This window comes from Engelhardtia mirabilis (genome assembly GCF_007748095.1).
GTDB lineage: Bacteria > Planctomycetota > UBA1135 > UBA1135.
The window spans coordinates 1,246,624-1,263,736 of sequence record NZ_CP036287.1; the positions used below are offsets into that span (position 1 = coordinate 1,246,624).

At 70.8% G+C, this 17,113-nt stretch carries 13 protein-coding genes; 5 read left to right on the plus strand and 8 right to left on the minus strand.

Features of this window, described 5'->3' with window-relative positions; all coding sequences use genetic code 11:
- Positions 1-17 precede the first annotated feature (17 nt).
- Positions 18-1,067 (plus strand): hypothetical protein, encoded by a 1,050-nt coding sequence (locus tag Pla133_RS04615; protein WP_145062941.1) that lies wholly within the window; start codon positions 18-20, stop codon positions 1,065-1,067.
- A gap of 179 nt (positions 1,068-1,246) precedes the next feature.
- Here Pla133_RS04615 and Pla133_RS25950 read toward each other — a convergent pair whose 3' ends face one another.
- On the minus strand, positions 1,247-2,254 hold the full coding sequence (locus Pla133_RS25950) for a DUF5666 domain-containing protein (RefSeq protein ID WP_419192130.1): 1,008 nt from the start codon (positions 2,252-2,254) through the stop codon (positions 1,247-1,249).
- A 338-nt stretch (positions 2,255-2,592) separates the two neighbouring features.
- Here Pla133_RS25950 and Pla133_RS04625 point away from each other — a divergent pair, with 338 nt between their 5' ends.
- Positions 2,593-4,005 carry a hypothetical protein gene (locus Pla133_RS04625; protein WP_145062945.1) on the plus strand — a complete coding sequence of 471 codons (1,413 nt, stop codon included), beginning with the start codon at positions 2,593-2,595 and terminating at the stop codon, positions 4,003-4,005.
- Between the two features lie 70 nt (positions 4,006-4,075).
- Positions 4,076-4,489 (plus strand): DUF3592 domain-containing protein, encoded by a 414-nt coding sequence (locus tag Pla133_RS04630; RefSeq protein ID WP_145062947.1) that lies wholly within the window; start codon positions 4,076-4,078, stop codon positions 4,487-4,489.
- Between the two features lie 12 nt (positions 4,490-4,501).
- Here Pla133_RS04630 and Pla133_RS04635 read toward each other — a convergent pair whose 3' ends face one another.
- The 4 genes from Pla133_RS04635 to Pla133_RS04650 all read right to left on the minus strand — a co-directional run bounded on the left by Pla133_RS04635 (position 4,502) and on the right by Pla133_RS04650 (position 8,142).
- Complete coding sequence (locus Pla133_RS04635; protein WP_145062949.1) at positions 4,502-7,183, minus strand: PAS domain S-box protein; 2,682 nt, start codon at positions 7,181-7,183, stop codon at positions 4,502-4,504.
- Positions 7,184-7,328: 145 nt separating this feature from the next.
- Positions 7,329-7,514 (minus strand): hypothetical protein, encoded by a 186-nt coding sequence (locus tag Pla133_RS04640; RefSeq protein ID WP_419195427.1) that lies wholly within the window; start codon positions 7,512-7,514, stop codon positions 7,329-7,331.
- Complete coding sequence (locus tag Pla133_RS04645; RefSeq protein ID WP_145062953.1) at positions 7,490-7,840, minus strand: FG-GAP repeat domain-containing protein; 351 nt, start codon at positions 7,838-7,840, stop codon at positions 7,490-7,492. Before Pla133_RS04645 ends, Pla133_RS04640 begins: the two co-directional genes overlap by 25 nt.
- Complete coding sequence (locus Pla133_RS04650; RefSeq protein ID WP_419192131.1) at positions 7,756-8,142, minus strand: FG-GAP repeat domain-containing protein; 387 nt, start codon at positions 8,140-8,142, stop codon at positions 7,756-7,758. The genes Pla133_RS04645 and Pla133_RS04650 overlap by 85 nt, the downstream gene beginning before the upstream one ends.
- Positions 8,143-8,221: 79 nt before the next feature.
- Between Pla133_RS04650 and Pla133_RS04655 the strand changes: the two genes are divergently transcribed.
- Positions 8,222-11,638 carry an error-prone DNA polymerase gene (locus Pla133_RS04655; protein WP_145062957.1) on the plus strand — a complete coding sequence of 1,139 codons (3,417 nt, stop codon included), beginning with the start codon at positions 8,222-8,224 and terminating at the stop codon, positions 11,636-11,638.
- 105 nt (positions 11,639-11,743) lie between these two features.
- The gene (locus tag Pla133_RS04660) at positions 11,744-14,644 is read left to right on the plus strand and encodes a bifunctional serine/threonine-protein kinase/formylglycine-generating enzyme family protein (protein WP_419192132.1); all 2,901 of its coding nucleotides are present in this window, start codon (positions 11,744-11,746) and stop codon (positions 14,642-14,644) included.
- Positions 14,645-14,748: 104 nt separating this feature from the next.
- On the opposite strand, the gene Pla133_RS04665 is transcribed toward Pla133_RS04660, so the two are convergent.
- The 3 genes from Pla133_RS04665 to Pla133_RS04675 are packed head-to-tail and all read right to left on the minus strand — an operon-like array spanning position 14,749 to position 17,019.
- Positions 14,749-15,759: an RNA-directed DNA polymerase gene (locus Pla133_RS04665; protein ID WP_419192133.1), complete on the minus strand. Its 1,011-nt coding sequence runs from the start codon at positions 15,757-15,759 to the stop codon at positions 14,749-14,751.
- Positions 15,756-16,538, minus strand: coding sequence for an SUMF1/EgtB/PvdO family nonheme iron enzyme (locus Pla133_RS04670; RefSeq protein WP_419192134.1), 783 nt, complete (start codon positions 16,536-16,538; stop codon positions 15,756-15,758). The genes Pla133_RS04665 and Pla133_RS04670 overlap by 4 nt, the downstream gene beginning before the upstream one ends.
- Positions 16,435-17,019, minus strand: a complete 585-nt coding sequence (locus tag Pla133_RS04675; protein WP_145062963.1) for a helix-turn-helix domain-containing protein — start codon at positions 17,017-17,019, stop codon at positions 16,435-16,437. The genes Pla133_RS04670 and Pla133_RS04675 overlap by 104 nt, the downstream gene beginning before the upstream one ends.
- Between the last annotated feature and the right edge of the window lie 94 nt (positions 17,020-17,113).

The window sequence follows — 17,113 nt, forward strand, 5'->3', positions numbered from 1 at the left end:
TCGCAGCCCAGTCTCCGGTGGAGCTCCACCGCGGCCGGCCCCTGCCAGCACGGGTCGTGGATGGCGCGGGCGACGAGTGGCAGAGTCCCGTCGATCTCTCGCCGCCGCTCAGCAGTGGAACTGGCGTCGGCCTGGCGATCGACCGCGGCCTGCGGGCGACGGTGACCTCACCCCTGGCCCTGCCCTTCGACGCTGCGGACGCGCGCCTCGTAGTCCGCGCCGACGATCGGTGGGCGCGGTTCGTCGTTCCGGAACCTGTGGAGCCCGAGGCATGGGTAGGGGACGACTTCGCGATCGAGCTCCAAGAGGTCTTCGACGTTGCACCGATCCTGCGCTCCGGCGCGCCCCTCGGTGGATTGCACCTCGCCGTGCACTCGGTCGATCGACTCCCGCCGGTCGACCAGCGCAGCGGCGGGATGCTCGAGTCGATCACCGAGAGTCTGTGGGTGGAGACACCCGAGGGGTTCGAGCTTCCGATTGGCGCGGAGGGCATGCCGGCGGGGCGCTATCGAGCCGCGTTCATCGGCATGGACGACGCCAGCGGTCTGTTCCTGAACCCCGAGGAGCTCGACCTCGGCCCGACGACCGGGAGCGAAGTCGTGTTGTGGGTCGAGGCCGCGCCCGCTGCGGAGCGCGTCGCCGTATCCGTCCATCTGCGCTTCGCCGCGACGCTCGACCAGGTCCTGGCCAACTGTGGCGGGCAGATGAACGTGACGCTCAGCGCGTTGGATGGGTCGCAGCTCTCGGGCGGCGCGCCGCGGATCACGCACTTCCTGTTGGGTGACCGCACCGCGACTCGCGTGGACGAGTGGACCGCCGCCTTCACCCCCGACGACGGCTTCGCGGCCGGTGACTGCCTCCTGGGCATTCGACCGATCGGGTTCAGCGCGCGGTTGACCCTCGACACGTCGGCGCCGGTGGTAGCAGTCGGGGTTCCGCCCCTGGGGCTGGTCGAGCTGCGCCCGGCGCAGGGCGAAGCCGACGCGATCGTCTCCGCCGCGGGCTACGACCTGGCCACGGGCAGGATGTCCGGGCTGCGGGTCCGGACTCGCGCGCCGGGCACCTAGGCCCTCGAGTGCCGCTTCGAGGGCGCCGACGGCGGAGAGATCGTGCAGCGCCTCGAGAGCTTCGAGATCCGCGCCGCGGCGCTTCCGGCGGTGATTCTCGATGTGACCGGCGAGCTCTCGGTTCCGCGCGGCGCGAACCACCCGGCGCGGCGAGGGGCCGCGCCGGGTCGTCGCCGACCTCAGCTACAGAAGGGCGGCGGCGGCGGGGACTCGGGCTCCGGCTCGCGCTCGGGTTCCGGTTCGGGCTCCGGCTCGGGCTCCGGCTCGGTGGGCACGTTCAGGGTCGTGTCGGTCGCGTAGGGATACAGCTCGATGCCGATCGGCAGCTCGACCTGGATCACCATGCCCTCGGCCAGGTCGGAGTAGGCGGCTGGGGAGCCGTCGGCGAACTGTTTGAAGGTGACCGCACCGGCGGGGAAGTAGACCGAGACGCCCAGCAGGGCCAGGCCCGCGGGGCCGATGCCCTGCACGCGCCCGGTCAGCTTGATCGTCGACTCGGCGTCCTCGCGGTTGATCTCCTTGGCGTTGAAGCCGCCGGCGGCGTTGAACTCGCCGTCGACGACGAGCCACTCACCGACGGTCAGGTCCGCCAGGGACTCGAAGCCGGCCAGGTCCGTCTCGGGCGTGACCTGGAAGACCAGGTTGCCCATGGAGATCGAGCTCGCGGTCTTCGCGACCAGGAAGCCGCGCACGTCGGCCACGCTGCCGGTGCCCATGGACAGGGCGACGTTGGCCGAAATGGTGCTCGTCACGGTCACGCGACTGGCGCCGCTGAGTTGCAGACCGGAGGCCTTGGCCGGATCGAGGACCGCGGCCTGGGTCGTGAACCCGAAGTCCTTCTTCAGCGTGCCGGCGGGCACGGCCACGTGGCCCTGGCCGGCCCCGTCGAGAACTCCGGTGAGCGTGCCGTAGGGCTGGGCGGGGTCCACGTGCAGGGTCCCGATGCCCGGCAGGGGCAGGCCGCTGCGCAGGTCGCTGCCGACCAGCACGAAGTAGGGGGCGCCAGGCGTGCCCTCGAGGGTCAACAGGCCCGGGTCCTGGGCGCCCATCAGCGCCTGCAGGGGGAAGGCACCCGCCTGGTGGTAGTTGACCAGCAGGCTGGCGTTGGGGTGGTTGGTCTCTTGGGCCTGGCAGATCGACCCGATCGCGATGGCGAGCAGGGCGGTGCGGACGGGGGAGAGTTGCATGGATGCGCCTCCTGGGGTGCGGTGGGTGGGGCCCGCGAAGTCGCGGGGGCAGGGAGGAGGGGGGGATGGGGCTCGTGATACGGCCATCTGCCGAGAGTGGGGTCCGGCGCCGCGGGGCGAGAAGTCCACGGCTGCTGTCCCGGCGCCGGATGGCGGCCCGGCATTCGAGAATCCGGGATTCGGCGGTGACGCCGTCCGCGTTCGGTGGATGGAGACTCTTCGGGGAGCCGGGCACCGACAGGCCCCCCTCCCCAGAACCTCCCACGCCCCAGTCCGCCGCTCCAGTCGCAACGGGGCGACGACCCAGGGGGGGGCGACGCCCCAGGACCATCGACGCCATGACTCGACTCGCCAGCCACGCCCCGCTCCTCTCGATCGCCCTCGCCCTGGTCCTCGGTGCCTCGTCGCCGGCCGTGGCCCAAACCGGGCCGTTCGTCGACGGCGAGCTGCTCCTGCGCGCGCCGGGCAGCGCGGGCCAATCGGCCCTGTACCGCATCAATCCGATCACGGGCCACGGTGACCTGGTCGTCGATCAGTTGTTCCCGAACTACAGCGGCGCCGGATGGGTGACCTACGACCCCTACCGCGACCGGCTCTTGGCCTACACGGCCTACTCGCCCCTGGGGGTGTTCTCGCCGCGGCTGTACGCCTTCGATTCCAACGACGCGCTCAGCAACCTGGGCTTCGACGGTCAGGCCTTGAAGTGCCTGACGCCGGTGGGGGACGGGCGCATCTACTGCTTCGACAACGGCGGACTGAAGTTGATCGATGCGGGCGACAACATTCAGCCGGTGCTGGACCAGGCCAGCCAGCCCGTGAGCCTGGTCATGGATCAGTTGGCCTACGACGCGTCGACCAACAGCCTGATCGGTGCCCTCCGCCTGCTCCCGAGCTCGCCCTGCTACACGATTCAACACATCCTCGTGTACCGCTACCCGCTGAACGGCGCGGGAACCCAGCTCAGCGGGCCCGTCTCCTGCAACAGCTACGACGTCGACGCCACGCCCTGGCCGATCGGCCTCGATCCCCTGCCCGGGGGCGACTTGCTGTTGACCTTGACTGGCGTCTCGCCCTTCAGCGACAAGGTCTTCCTGCGGGTGAACCCGGCCAGCCTCGCGATCTCGCTCTGGGGCGAGTCGACTCTGAACGACCTGGACGGCGGCGTGTGGAACCCGGCCCTGCAGCGCGCGATCGTGTTGGACGACCAGGCCAACGAGCTGCGCACCTTCTTCCCCGGCCAGGGCGGGACCGGATCCCTGCTGCCGGTGGACCTGGTGGTCGGCGACGGGACCACGGGGGTCAGCGCCGCCAACGCCATGGCGGACATCGAGCTGTTCGGCTCGGCCTGCGGCGGCTTCGCGGCCAGCTTCGGCGTCGGCCTGGCCGGCAAGGGCGGCATCGTCCCGGAGCTCTCGGCCTCGACCTGTCCGACCGTCGGCGCGCCGCTGAAGCTGAGCGTCACCCAGGGCCTCGGTGCGAGCGCCGCGGTGGTCCTGCTCTCGGCCGGCTCCGCGCCCTTCCCGCTGTTTGGCGGCACGGCCTACGTCCTGCCGCCCTACTTCCTGACCCTGAGCCTGCCCCTCAACGGACCGCAGATCACCGCGGGCGCCGGACAGGCAACCACGAGCGTGCCCACGCCCAACGACCCCTCCCTGGCGGGTCTGCAGTTCTACGCCCAGGGTGGCGTCCTCGACGCGGCGGCGCTCCAGGGGGTCTCCCTGACCAACGCCCTCGCGCTGCAGCTCGGCTGATGCGGGCCAGCCGGGCCGCGGTTGCATCTCAAGATCCGTGGTTCCTCGGGACGATGCCCCCGCGAGACCCATGACCGCGTTCGACCTCTTCCTGCTCCTCGGTGGGCTGCTCCTGGCCGTCGGCGGACCGCTCACCTACCTGCGCGAGCAGCGCGGTTGGGAGCGGCGCTCCCGCAGCGTCGCGGGCGTCATCGTCGGCGTCGAGATGCGTGACTCCGACACCGAGTCGTCGGTGCCCACCCGTCACGCGCGGGTGCGCTACGAGTTCGACGGACGCAGCTACGAGTGCGTCGCCCACTACGGCACCAGTTGGCGCAGCTTCGAGCTGGGCGAGGCGCGCGAGGTGCACCTCGATCCGCACGAGCCCCAGGACGCCCGCGTCCATTCGGACCTGGTGCGCCGGATCGAGACCGTGGGCTACCTCGGTGCCCCGGTGGTCGGTGCCGCGCTGCTGGTTGCGCTCCTTTGGCGCAACCTCGGCTGACGTCCCGCGACCTCAGGTCGCGTCGACCGCGAGCGATCGCCAGTGCCGGCAGGCCTCGACCAGCACCGCTGCGTCGATCGGCTTGCTGAGGTAGTCGTCGCAGCCGGCGTCGAGGCAGCGCTGGCGGTCGCCGTCCATCGCGTGGGCGGTGAGGGCCAGGATCGGCCGTTCGAAGCCGCCCTCGCGCAGACGCCGCGTGGCGCCATAGCCGTCGAGCATCGGCATCTGCATGTCCATCAAGACCAGGTGGGGGAGCTCATCGGGCTCGAGGGCCTCGATCGTCTCCACCGCAATCAAGCCGTTCTCGCAGATCGTGACCTCGGCACCGGCGCGCTTGAGGTGGAAGGAGATCAGGCGCTGGTTGTCCGGGCCGTCCTCGGCCATCAACAGGCGCACGCCGTCCAGCGGACGGCCGCCCGTCGCCGACGGGCGTTCGGTTCGGCGAGGGTGGGCGGGCAGGGGAGCGGCGACGGAGTCGGAGGGGTCGACCATCGCAGCCGACTCCAGGGGTCCGGTGGGCAGGCTCAGGCAGAAGGTGGTGCCCTCGCCCTCGGTCGAGTCGAGCTCGAGTCCGCCGCCCAAGAGGCGCGCCAGGGAGTTGGAGATCCGCAGGCCGAGGCCGGTCCCCCCGAAGCGTCGCCGCATGCTCGCGTCGGCCTGGGTGAAGGGCTCGAAGCGCGCGATCGTGTCGCGCTGTTCCGGCGACATCCCGATGCCCGTGTCGATCACCCGGAAGCTCAGCCGCTCGTTCCAGCGGTCGCAGCTCAGGGCCAGGGTGACGCTGCCGACCTCCGTGAACTTGATCGCGTTGCCCACGAGGTTGAGCAGCACCTGGCGCAGGCGCGTGGGGTCGGTCTCGATCCGTCGGGGGAGGGGCGAATCGATCCGCAGCTCGAGCTCGATGCCCTTGCCGTGGGCGCGGGGCGCGACCAGTGAGACGAGCTTCTCGCACAGCTCGAGGGGATCGGTGGAGATGGACTCCAGGTCCATCCGCCCGGCCTCGATCTTCGACATGTCGAGGATGTCGTTGATGATCGTCAGCAGGTGGTCGGCGTTGGTACGGATCGAGCGCGCGGCCGCGGCCGCTTGGGCAGGCTCGTCGACGAACTCCCGGTCGGAGCTCAAGAGGTCCGCGAAGCCCAGGATGGCCGTCATCGGCGTGCGGATCTCGTGGCTCATGTTCGCCAGGAACTCGCTCTTGGTGCGGCTCGCGGCCTCGGCCTCGTCCTTCGCCGCGATCAGGCGTGCCTCGTTCGCGAGTTGTTCGGAGACGTCGCGCACGATGGCGGTGAAGCGCCCATGGGCGCCGAGGTCGCGCACGAGTTGGAGCGAGATCTCGACCGGTGTGCGCTGCCCATCGCGGTGGGCGTGCTCGGTGCGGATCACGAGCGCTTCGCCGGCATCCTCGTCGAACGACCCCAGCAGCGCCTCGAACTGCTGCTCGTCGAACTCCGGCATGATCGCCACCGGGCTCATCCGCAGCAGCTCGTCGTGGTCGTACCCGACCTGCTCGGTCACGCCGCGATTGGCGTAGACGAAGAGCTTCGTGCGTGCATCGAACATGTAGACGCAGTCGATCGACGCGTCGAGGGCGGACTTGACCTCCTCGAGGGCCTCCGCGGCGCGCTTGGACGCGGTGATGTCGACCCGCAGCGAGATGAAGTGGGTCAGCACGCCCCGCGCGTCGAGCTGGGGGATGTTGATCGACTCGACCCAATACAGGGAGCCGTCCTTGGCGCGGTTGCAGACCTGGCCCCGCCAGGGCCGGCCCGAGCGGATCGTCGCCCACATCTCGGCCCAGAACGAGCTCGGGTGGTGGCCGGAGTTCAGCAGCCGGTGGTCGCGCCCCACGAGCTCGTCGCGCGAATAGCCGCTGATCCGGCAGAAGCCCTCGTTGACCTCGACGATCTTTCCCGAGGGATCGGCGATCGAGAAGAGGGTGTGTTGGTCCAAGACGTTCCACAGGCTGCGTGCCTCGTCGAGCGCGGCCTTCAAGGCCTGCGAGGACCGCTGGCCTCGGTTGATCAGGCGGTGACCGCTGACGACCACCCCGATCAGCATCAGCGCGATCGTGGAGCCGAGCACGTACTCGCAGGTGCGGATGCGACTCGTGAGGGCCGCCTGGTGCCCCAACTCGCGGCGTTGGATGGCGCGCGTCTTCGCCCCCAGCTGGCCGATCGCGGCGACGACCTCGGCCAGTGATCGGTCCATTCCGGCCATGTTGGCGGCCGCGTCGTTGCGCCGGCCCTGCTCGAGCAGCTCGAACGTCTCGGTCTGCAGCTCGAGGACGTCGGAGATCCGCTCGCCGACGGCGTCGACTTCGGGCAGCAGTTCCACCTGTGCATCGGGGGCGGTGTTCCGCTCGAGGTCCGCTCGCACGCGTTCCAGGACAGCGTCGAAGTCTGCCCGCGCTCGATCACGCGCGGTCCTGGCCGCTTCGACGTCGCCAGTCTCGAAGATGTCGTTCCCCGGCATCGCCACCCGGGCAGCGAGTCCGTTGAGGATGGAATAGCGCTCCTGGCGATCGGACCACTCGCGGTTGTGCAGGACCGATGCGTGGAAGCTCGAATCGAGCACGTAGCCCAGGTACAGGGCGCCGAGCATCGCCAGGACGTCCAAGGCCGCCAGCCCGATGTAGAGCGAGTACCACCTGGGCCGCTGCGGTACCGGGAGCTGGTTGGGTTGGGATGCCATGCGGTCGTCGGCCGCTCCCGACGCCCCTTCTCATCGGATCGAGAACGGGCGGACTGACGTGGAGTGCGCGGGTATGTCCTCCATTCGGCGCACCTCTTCTCCAGGGGAAGATGCCGGGGCCGCGCTGCGTCCGCGCACGCCTGGCTCAGGGAGCCTTGCAGAGCAGGCCGTTGCTGGCGGCGAAGCCCTGGGGCCCGCTGGGGTCGACGATCCAGGACTGGAGCCAGAGCTCGGTGCCGGGCGAGATGCCGACGGACCAGTTGCCATGGATTGCGGCGAGGCCGCCGGCCGAGGTCGGCAGGGGGATCAGGAGCGTCGCGGCCGGCACCAATCGCCCAGCTGGCCCCCGAGGGCCGAGCCCTGGTCGGTCCAGAGGCTGACCTGCGAGCTGCCGCGGTAGGCAGTGATCGAGTCCGAGTTCGTGTGGGCGTTGGTCACGGCCAGGTCCGGGTGGGCGTCGCCGTCGAGGTCCCCGACCGCCACACCGGTGGTCCACAGTCGGGCCGCGAAGCGCTGGCGCTGGGCGAAGCCGAGGCTGCCGTCGTTGACGAGCAGCTCGGCCGCTCCGCCCGTTAGTCGCCGACCGCCACGTCGCCGAGGCCATCCCCGTCGAAGCCGGTCGCCGCGATCGAGCGCGGCACGTCCGAGGTCGGCCAGGTGACCGTGGCGCTCAGTCCGCCGAGGCCATCGGCGCGCACCACGTGGACCTGGGCCGCCGCGACGTCGGTCAGCACCACGTCGGCGACGCCGTCGGCGTCGAGGTCGAACAGGGCCAGGGGGCTGGGGGCCCCCGGCAGGCTCAGGAAGCTCTCGGTGCCCAGGCCGCCGGCGCCGTCACCGGGGAAGACCCGCAGGGCCGAGGGCGAGTTCTGCGAGATGACCACGTCGGGCAGGCCGTCGGCCGTCACGTCCCCCACGCCGCCCTGCTCGTAGACGTTCTCGCCGCCGCTGGCGACCACGATCTCGTCGACGGCGCGTCCCCCGCATGGCGAACAAAACCCTACCATGCGGAGCCGGCCACCCCGGGGAGTCCCCCCGATGCCCCCCGAACAGCCCGCCCCCAAGCTCGTCCAGCACCCGCGCCAGCGCTTCCGCGAGGGCTCCGAGAGGGTGGCCCTGGGCGCCCGCCGCCGGGCGGCGCGGGCCTACGCGGAGCTCGAGGTCTCCAGCAACTTCACCTTCCTCGCCGGCGCCAGCCACCCGGAGGAGCTGGTGCAGCGGGCCTCCGAGCTGGGCCAGGCGGCGATCGGGATCACCGACACCAACTCCCTGGCCGGCGTGGTGCGCGGGCACGTGGCCGCGAAGGAGCTGGGCTTCGCCTACCGCGTCGGCTGCCGGCTGACCTTCGACCGCGACGGCGACCCGGACCTGGCGCCCGACGGCCCCGGCGATCGGCCCGCGTCGGTGTTGGTCTACCCGACCGACCTGGCCAGCTACGGGAGCCTGTGTCGCCTGTTGACCCTCGGCAAGCGGCGCGCGACCAAGGGCTCGTGCTCACTGGGACGCGCGGACCTCATGGACCACGCCTGCGGGCTGCTCGCGATCTGCGTGCCGCCCACCGTCGCCGGCCACGCCCAGCCGCCGGACGCGGCCTTCGCGCGCCTGGTGACCGACCTGCGCGAGGCCTTCGACGACGACCGCCTGTCGATCGCCGCGCGCGCGCTCTACGGGCCCGACGACCGCCACCACCTCGCACGGCTCGCGCGCCTGTCCGAGCGGCTGGCGGTGCCCCTGGTCGCCACCGGCGACGTGCACTACCACGCGCGCGAGCGGCGCGAGCTGCAGGACGTTCTGACTTGCATCCGCCACGGCTGCACCCTCGACGCCGCGGGCCTGCGCCTGTTCCCCAACGCCGAGCGGCACTTGAAGCCGCCCGAGGCCATGGGGCGCCTGTTCGAGCCGTACCCGCAGGCCCTCGACCGCAGCCTCGAGATCGCCGAGCGCGCCGGCGGCTTCAGCCTGGACCAGCTCAGCTACGACTACCCCCACGAGGTCGTCGACGAGGGCTGCACGCCGATGCAGAGCCTGATCGCGCGCACCTTCGAGGGCGCCGCCGAGCGCTATCCCGGCGGCCTGCCCGACAAGGTGCGCGCGAATATCGAGCACGAGTTCGAGCTGATTCGTGACCTCGGCTACGCGCCGTACTTCTTGACCGTCTACGACCTGGTGCGCTTCGCCCGCTCGCGCGGGATCCTGTGCCAGGGGCGCGGGGCGGCGGCCAACTCGGCGGTGTGCTACTGCCTGGGCGTGACCTCGGTGGACCCCGCGCGCATCGACCTCTTGTTCGAGCGCTTCGTGTCCAAGGAGCGCGGCGAGCCGCCCGACATCGACGTGGACTTCGAGCACGAGCGCCGCGAGGAGGTGATCCAGTACCTCTACGCCAAGTACGGCCGCGAGCGCTGCGGCCTGACCGCGGTGGTGATCACCTACCGCTCGCGCAGCGCGATCCGCGAGGTGGGCAAGGTCGTGGGTCTGTCCCTGGACCTGATCGACCGTTTGGCCAAGGACGTGGACTGGTGGCACGAGGAGGTCGGCCGCGAGGAGCGCGTGCGCGCCATGGGCCTGGATCCCGCCGAGCCGACCCTGCGGCGCACGTTCCAACTGGTGGGGGAGCTGCTCGGCTTCCCGCGCCATCTCTCGCAGCACGTGGGCGGCTTCGTGATGACCGAGGGGCTGCTCTCGGAGCTGGTGCCGATCGAGAACGCGGCCATGGAGGACCGCACGGTGATCGAGTGGGACAAGGACGACATCGAGGCCCTGGGCATCCTCAAGGTCGACGTGCTGGCCCTCGGGATGCTGACCTGCGTGCAGAAGGCCTTCGACCTCGTCGACGCCGCCGGCGGTTCGGCCCGCGCCGGCCGCCCCCTGGCCCTGCACACGGTCCCCGCCGAGGACCCCGAGGTCTACGACATGGTCTGCGCCGCCGACACGGTGGGCGTGTTCCAGATCGAGTCCCGCGCGCAGATGACGATGCTGCCGCGCCTGCGGCCGCGCTGCTTCTACGACCTGGTGATCGAGGTCGCGATCGTGCGCCCCGGCCCGATCCAGGGCGACATGGTCCACCCCTACCTGCGGCGGCGCAGCGGCGAGGAGCCGATCGAGTACCCTGGACCCGAGGTCGAGCGCGTGCTCGGCAAGACCCTCGGCGTGCCCCTGTTCCAGGAGCAGGCCATGGCCATGGCGATGGTCGCCGGCGGCTTCACCCCCGGCGAGGCGGATCGGCTGCGGCGCGCCATGGCGGCCTGGAAGCGCAAGACGACCAAGCTGGAGGAGATGACCGCCAAGCTGAAGGTCAACCTGCTGGCGAACGGCTACGGCGCCGACTTCGCCGAGCGCTTCATCCGCCAGCTCCACGGCTTCAGCGAGTACGGCTTCCCCGAATCCCACGCCGCCAGCTTCGCCCTGATCGTCTACGTGTCGAGCTGGCTCAAGCGCTGGCACCCCGCCGCCTTCGCCGCCGCCCTGATCAACAGCCAACCCATGGGCTTCTACGCCCCGGCGCAGATCGTCACCGACGCCCGCGAGCATGGCGTCGACGTGCGCCCGGTGGACGTGTCGTTCAGCGGCGTGGATTGCCGTTTGGAGGGCGAGGAGCCCGGAACGCCCGCCGACGAGCGCCGCGGCGGCTCGGCCGTTCGCCTGGGCCTGCGATTGGTGCGCGGCCTGAACTCGGCCGACGCCGAGCGCATCGAGCGCGCGGTCACCCGCAGGCGCGCCGCGCGGTCCCTCGAGCACGCGGCCGTCCCCTTCGCCTCGATCGAAGAGCTGTGGCGCGAGAGCGGCGCCAGCGCCACCGGCCTGCGCCAACTCGCCTACGCCGACGCCTTCGCCTCCCTCGGCCTCGACCGCCAACGCGCCCTGTGGGCCGTGCGCGCCCTCGACGAACGCGCCCACGACACCGGCGGCGGCGCGCCGACCCTGTGGGACGTCTACGAGCAGGAAGCGCTGGTCGACTCGCCCTCCGCCAGCGCCGCCCCCATCGCCAGCGACGGCTCCGACGGCGCGGACCCGCTGCTACCCGAGGTCGGCCCCCTCGACCGCGTCCTGCACGACTACTCCGCCCTGGGCCTGTCGCTCGCTTCGCACCCCATGGCCTTCCTGCGCGAGGAACTCGCCACCCAAGGCGTGATCGCCACCGCCGAACTCGCCGACGAAGAGCGCCTCGCCCACGGCACCCCGTGCAGCGTTGCCGGCCTGGTCCTCGTCCGCCAACGCCCGGCGACGGCATCGGGCGTCGTCTTCATCACCTTGGAGGACGAAGGCGGCGTCGCCAACCTGATCGTCCGCCCCAAAGTCTTCGAAGCCAACCGCGCAGCCGCGCGGCACGGCACGGTGATCCTGGCGAGGGGCACGGTCGAACGCGCCGGCTCGGTCGTCCACGTCCTCGCCAAGGAACTCGAATGCCTCGACGACCGCCTGATGGCTCTGGCCTCGCAGTCGCGGGACTTTCACTGAGGACGGACGTCCTGCAGGACGGCGCCAAGCGCGAATCCGCGGCCTGAATGGAAGGCCGGAATGGCCCTTCGCGCCCATGCCGCCGCCCATCTAGGCCCTGGATTCGTGCTCGGCACCGCGCTTTCCGACTATCATCCCCTCCTCGCCATGGGGAGGAAGAAGGGAGAGTCCGTAGGGATCGAGGGGGACAAGATCGCATACATCCTCCGGGACCTGACTGTCGGGCACGCGGAGACGGCGATCGACAGCGCTTGTCGCAGGCCGCCGAAGGGTTGGGAGGTGCGGGACTGCAAGGCCGAGCTCGGTTCCGGCGAGGTCTTCGACGATGTGGTCCGACCCAATCTTGAGCAGGCCGATCTCGTGGTCGCCTTTGTTGACGAGCCCAACGCGAACGTGGCCTTCGAGCTCGGCTATGTGCGCGGACTCCTCGCCACGGCCGTCGGGCCGGGTCGGTTCGCCCTGGCAGTCGGGCGGACTTCAGCTCCCGATTGGGCGCGCGACGCCCCGCCCTACTCGGGTCTCGGGATCAAATCCGTTCGGAACGGCGACGAGCTCCGAGACCTGATCTCTAGCGGCGGTGGTGTCGCCTACTCCGAGGGGCCGACGCATGCCGGGGATCGGACGCTCTTCTCGGCGCCATCGAAGGGGTTCGGGTCGGACTACCGTGGCCACGCTGAAGAAGTAGCGAGAGACTGGGTCCACCCCAGCTCCAGCGGCTGGAACCTCAAGTCGATCCATCGACAGTTTGATGGTATCGGGCGCGTGGTCTGGGTCATCAGTGAGTGCGACCCCGATGAGTCGAGTCGCGATGGCATCGCCAACATCCAGGGTGCGGCTCTGGCAGGCTTCGCTCGGGCGCTGGGCTTGGACATCCAGGTGCTTGGGTCGAACAAGGCTCGTCGAATCGCCGATCTGGCGGGCGAGGTGAGGGTCTTCCACAACTTGGAGGAGTTCGAGGGACTCCTGCGTTCGTTGGAGGGAGTGTCGCGAGTCCAACCTTCGAGGCCGGCGAGACTGAATCCCGTCGACAGGATGCCAGGCCAGCTCGAGTCGCTGATCCAGGACTACGAGCGCCGACGAGCGAAGGGTGAGGACGCTCGCGAGCTGGCGGCGCAGATTCGTGCCGAGAAGCGCAAGCTCAGGCAGGCTCCGACGCTCCAGCCGAATTACGTCATTGGACGCGACGACCGCTATGCCCTCGAAGAGGTCATCGGTTCTGGGGGATTCGCACAGGTCTGGCGTGCATGGGATCGTCGCCGGAGTCAGTTCGTCGCGCTGAAAGTTCTGCACGGTCAGCACGCAAGCGACAAGAGCAGGGTCAGGCGCTTTCTGAGCGGCGCCCGGAAGCAGCAACGCTTGAATCACCCGAACATCGTTCGTGTCCTCGACATCGAGCCTGACGACGAGTCCGGTTGGGTTTTCTTCGCGATGGAGCTGATCGAGGGGACGGATCTCAAGGCCGCCGTGACCGAGGGCACGGTCGGGCGCGAAGACTCTCTGGCCGCCCTCGAGGACGTGGCGAATGCCTTGGGCTACGCGAATCGGGACTTCGGAATCGTCCACCGGGACATCAAGCCTGCCAACATCCTCATCGATCGAAACGGTCGAGCCCATCTGAGCGACTTCGATCTGGTTCATGCTCCCGAGTCCAGCCTCGGCACGATGGTTGGGCAGAGCATGGGGACCTTCGACTTCGGCGCTCCGGAAGTGCTGAACGGCGATGAGAGCACGTCCCACGCGAGCGACGTCTATTCTCTCGGAATGACGCTCCTCTGGACTCTGTCTCGTGGCAAGCCGATCCGACGAGGAACGGGCGGACAGATCGAGATAGCGTTCCGAGCGGCAAACCTCTCGCCGCCCGCCGAAGAGGCAATTCGCGCGAGCTTGAGCGACCGCCCAGACGCGAGACCTGCGTCGGCCGAGGACTTGCTCGCGGCTGTCCTGAATGGCGAGCGTGGCGCGGAGGGCGGAGCGCGGAAGGCCGAGGTCGAAACGCCGCGATTCAGTCGTCGTACCGCCCTTGTGGGGCTCGCGTCGGTCGGCGCGATCGGGTTGTCGATCGTGGGAGCCAAGCTTGCAAAAGGGGGGAGCGACGATCTCGATTCGATTCAGCGTCCTTTCGTAGAGGGAGAGTGGGATGGGGTCGACCTCGCGCGGCTGCTGAACCGACTTCGTCAGAGCGGCGTGGAGGACGAGTCGTTGAGAGGGAAGGTGCTCGACCAAGTCGCAGCGGATGTGGCCACCGAAGATCTCGGCCAACGGATGTACGCCCTCGAGGTCTCGGGCGTGGGCGTCGATCGCGAGGCGTTCTTCCGCCGCTGTGGGCGTTGGCCGTCAAGTGGTGCCCCGAATCCGCCGACGATGGTGCGAGTTCCGCCGAGTGGTGACACAACGGTGTCGTTCCAGATGGGGAGCCCCGACGGGATCGGATACAGCGACGAACGTCCGCAGCGCCAGGTGACCCTTTCGGCCTACGCGATTGCCGAAGCGCCGACCACTGAGGCTGAGTTCGCCCGGTTCGACCGCGCGAGGGGCGCGGTGGGCTCGAAGTTGCCCGTGGCGGGGGTCTCGTGGTGGGAGGCCTGGCTCTACGCACGCTGGGTGGGGGGGCGCCTGCCCACGGAAGCGGAATGGGAGTGCGCGGCGCGCGCGGGAACCAATGGACTCTGGTCTCACGGCAACGACGAGGCGGAGCTCGGCGTGTATGCGTGGTTCTCTGGGAACTCCGAGAGCCGCCGGCACGACGTCGGCACGCGGAAGGCCAACCCCTGGGGTCTCCACGATATGCACGGGAACGTTTGGGAGTGGTGCATGGACTGGTTCGGCGAGTACGACGGAGCCGAGACGGAGGATCCGTCGGGGCCCGCCGCCGGCGCCCGCCGCGTCCTGCGCGGCGGCTCCTCCTGGTACGGCGCGGCCGGCTGCCGCTCGGCCTTCCGCCTCTGGTACTGGCCCTGGTGGCGCATCGGCCTCGTCGGCTTCCGCGTCGTCCTCCCCAGCTCTTGACCTTGTCCTTGTTCTTGATGTGTCCGATCGGCGGCGGATTCGCCGGCGACGGCGGTATGGCGTCATGAGCGGCGAAGTGGCGTCCGGCCAGTGCACCCCCCCCCTCACCAGCCCATCTGGTCCCCCAGTCGAGACGCGAGACTGTCCTCCCAGGCGACGGTCGTCTCGCCGTGCACCGGTCCCCAGGCTTCCCGCGCCGCGGCGGCGGACAGGCGGCGGAGGGCCTCGGCGCTCGGCGCGATGCCGCCGTGCGTGATCCGGGCGCCCAGGCCGTGGAGCGCGCCTGCACAGGAGCGGACGCGCGCGTGGGGGACCTTCAGGCGCAGGTGGCGCTCGCGCTCGAGCCAGTCGCTCGAGTCCTCGCGGATCGCTTCCAGCCGTCTGCGGTCGTCGCCGAACAGGAACAGGTCGTCGACGTAGCGCACGTAGCCGCCCACGCGCACCTCGCGCTGGAGCCAGTGGTCGAATTCCCCCAGGACCACGTGCGCCGCGAGGACTTGGCTCGTCGCCGCGCCGATCGGGAGGCCGCGTCCCGCGGGGGGCCAGGCTCGGTCCATGCGGGCGAAGCGGCGCAGGTCGGACCGATCGTAGAAGCCCGCTCCCGCGTCGAGGACGTGCTCGATGACCGAGAGGAACGGCCGGTCGCGGATTCGGCGGGCGAGGAGCTCGCGCAGGAGCTCGAGGTCGATGCTGGGGAAGTAGCTCCGCAGGTCCAGGTGCACGAACCAGTGCCGGCGCCGCAGGTGCCGAAGCAGGGCCAGGCGCGCGCGATGCGTGCCCCCGCCCGGTCGGCAGGCGAAGCTGGCGGGGCTCGCGCTGGGCAGGAACACCCGCTCCAGCAGGCGTGCGAGGGCGTGCAGGACCAGTCGGTCCTCGAGGGGCGAGTAGGCGATCACGCGCGGCTTGGGGTCGCGGATGCAGAGCGCTCGGAACGGTCCGGGCCTCCAACGACCCGCTCGCAGGCGCGTCAGGAGCGCGCGGACGCAGGCTTCGCGCGTGAGCAGGAAGCGCGCCACCTGAGGCCGACGCCGACGCCCGCGGACCGCGTCGTCGACCGCGGCCTCGAACCAGGCGCGGTTGGTCAGGTCCGCGAAGAGGCCGCCGACGGACTTCATCGCGGGCCGTGGAAGGGGACCCCGCCGCCGTTTGCCGCGCGGGGCGGTGACCAGGGGGCGGGGTCGTGCCGGCGCGGGGGCCGGCCGGGCTCGGGCCTGCTCACTTCGATCCCCGGGACGCGGCCGTGGGCCGCCGCCGGTCGACGCGGGCTGGGGAGGACGACGCGGAAGCCGACGTTGTCGTTGCGCCTCCAGGGCCTGTTCCTGTTGCGGTAGGCCGAGCGGCAGTTGTCCGCGTCGTTCCAGTAGGAGCCGCCGCGCAGGACGCGGTGGGCGCCTCTTGGGCCCGAAGCCCTGTTCGATCGCTCGCTCGGCCGCGTCCGCGAGCAGTCGCCCGCCGCCACCCACCGACCATGCGGCCGAGCTCGTCCGTGGAGTCGAGGACGTACCGCGCCCGGTGAGCCTCGAAGGTCCCGACGGCGCCGGCCACGCGCGCGTGGATGCGGAGGCGCACCAGGCGGCGGTCGAGGGCGCGCAGGGTTCGGCGTCGCTCGCCGGGGAGCAGCAGCGCCACGGCCACGTCGGCGCACGCGTCGCGGGCAAGGGTGGCGACCTCGCTCCAGGCGTCGTGGGCCGGGCCGTCGCCCGCCTGCGCGCTCCGCTCGGCGCACCACACCGCGAGGTCCAGGGCGAGGACGTAGGCCGGCGCCTCGGCGCGCTCGGCGTCCGGGGCGGTCATCGCGCGGCACCCCGACGCTCGTCGAGGCGCTCGCTCCAGCGCACCAGCCCGCCGAGAGAGGGCAGCACGACCTGCTCGAGGCGATCGACCCAGGCGCCACCGGGACCGTCGCCCTGCGTATCGGGCTGGATCGCGAGGCGCGCCACCGCGCGGGAGAGGTGCAGGCGTGCGTCGAGGAACCCGTCGCGCTTGCGGTCACCCGCCCACTCGTGGGCGCCCCGGGCCAGGGCATCGAGGGCGCGGTCGAGGCAAGTGAGAACGCACGCAAGCGACCCATCCGTGCCCGCGGCGATCTCCCGCCGCAGCGCGACGGTGGCGGCGAAAGGCTCGAGGTCGAGGGCCGAGCGCCGACGCTTGCCGCCCAGCGCGCTGGCCAAGGCGCCGTCCACGCTGTCGCGGACGCGCCGGGCGCGGGCGAAGACCGCCGAGCGCTGGTCCTCGGTCAGGGGCAGGTCCGCCCGCCGCACCGTCCAGCGCCCACCGACCTTGCTGCCGCGCAGGTCGCCGCGGCGAAGGCGGTCGCGCAGGGTGCGCTCGTTGACGTCCATCAAGAGCGCCGCTTCGCGCAGGGTTAGGTCCATCGCTCTCCTCCTCTCGGGTTGCAGGTGAGGGAGCGGACGGGCGGTGGGGGCGTGCGTGAAAGGACGTTTGGCGGATCTCGCCGGCGGGATTCAG

Coding starts and splice junctions, on each gene's coding strand:
- Pla133_RS25950 (WP_419192130.1), bottom strand. CDS start 2,254: ATGCAACTCTCCCCCGTCCGCACCGCCCTGCTCGCCATCGCGATCGGG.
- Pla133_RS04625 (WP_145062945.1), top strand. CDS start 2,593: ATGACTCGACTCGCCAGCCACGCCCCGCTCCTCTCGATCGCCCTCGCC.
- Pla133_RS04630 (WP_145062947.1), top strand. CDS start 4,076: ATGACCGCGTTCGACCTCTTCCTGCTCCTCGGTGGGCTGCTCCTGGCC.
- Pla133_RS04635 (WP_145062949.1), bottom strand. CDS start 7,183: ATGGCATCCCAACCCAACCAGCTCCCGGTACCGCAGCGGCCCAGGTGG.
- Pla133_RS04655 (WP_145062957.1), top strand. CDS start 8,222: ATGCCCCCCGAACAGCCCGCCCCCAAGCTCGTCCAGCACCCGCGCCAG.
- Pla133_RS04665 (WP_419192133.1), bottom strand. CDS start 15,759: ATGAAGTCCGTCGGCGGCCTCTTCGCGGACCTGACCAACCGCGCCTGG.
- Pla133_RS04675 (WP_145062963.1), bottom strand. CDS start 17,019: ATGGACCTAACCCTGCGCGAAGCGGCGCTCTTGATGGACGTCAACGAG.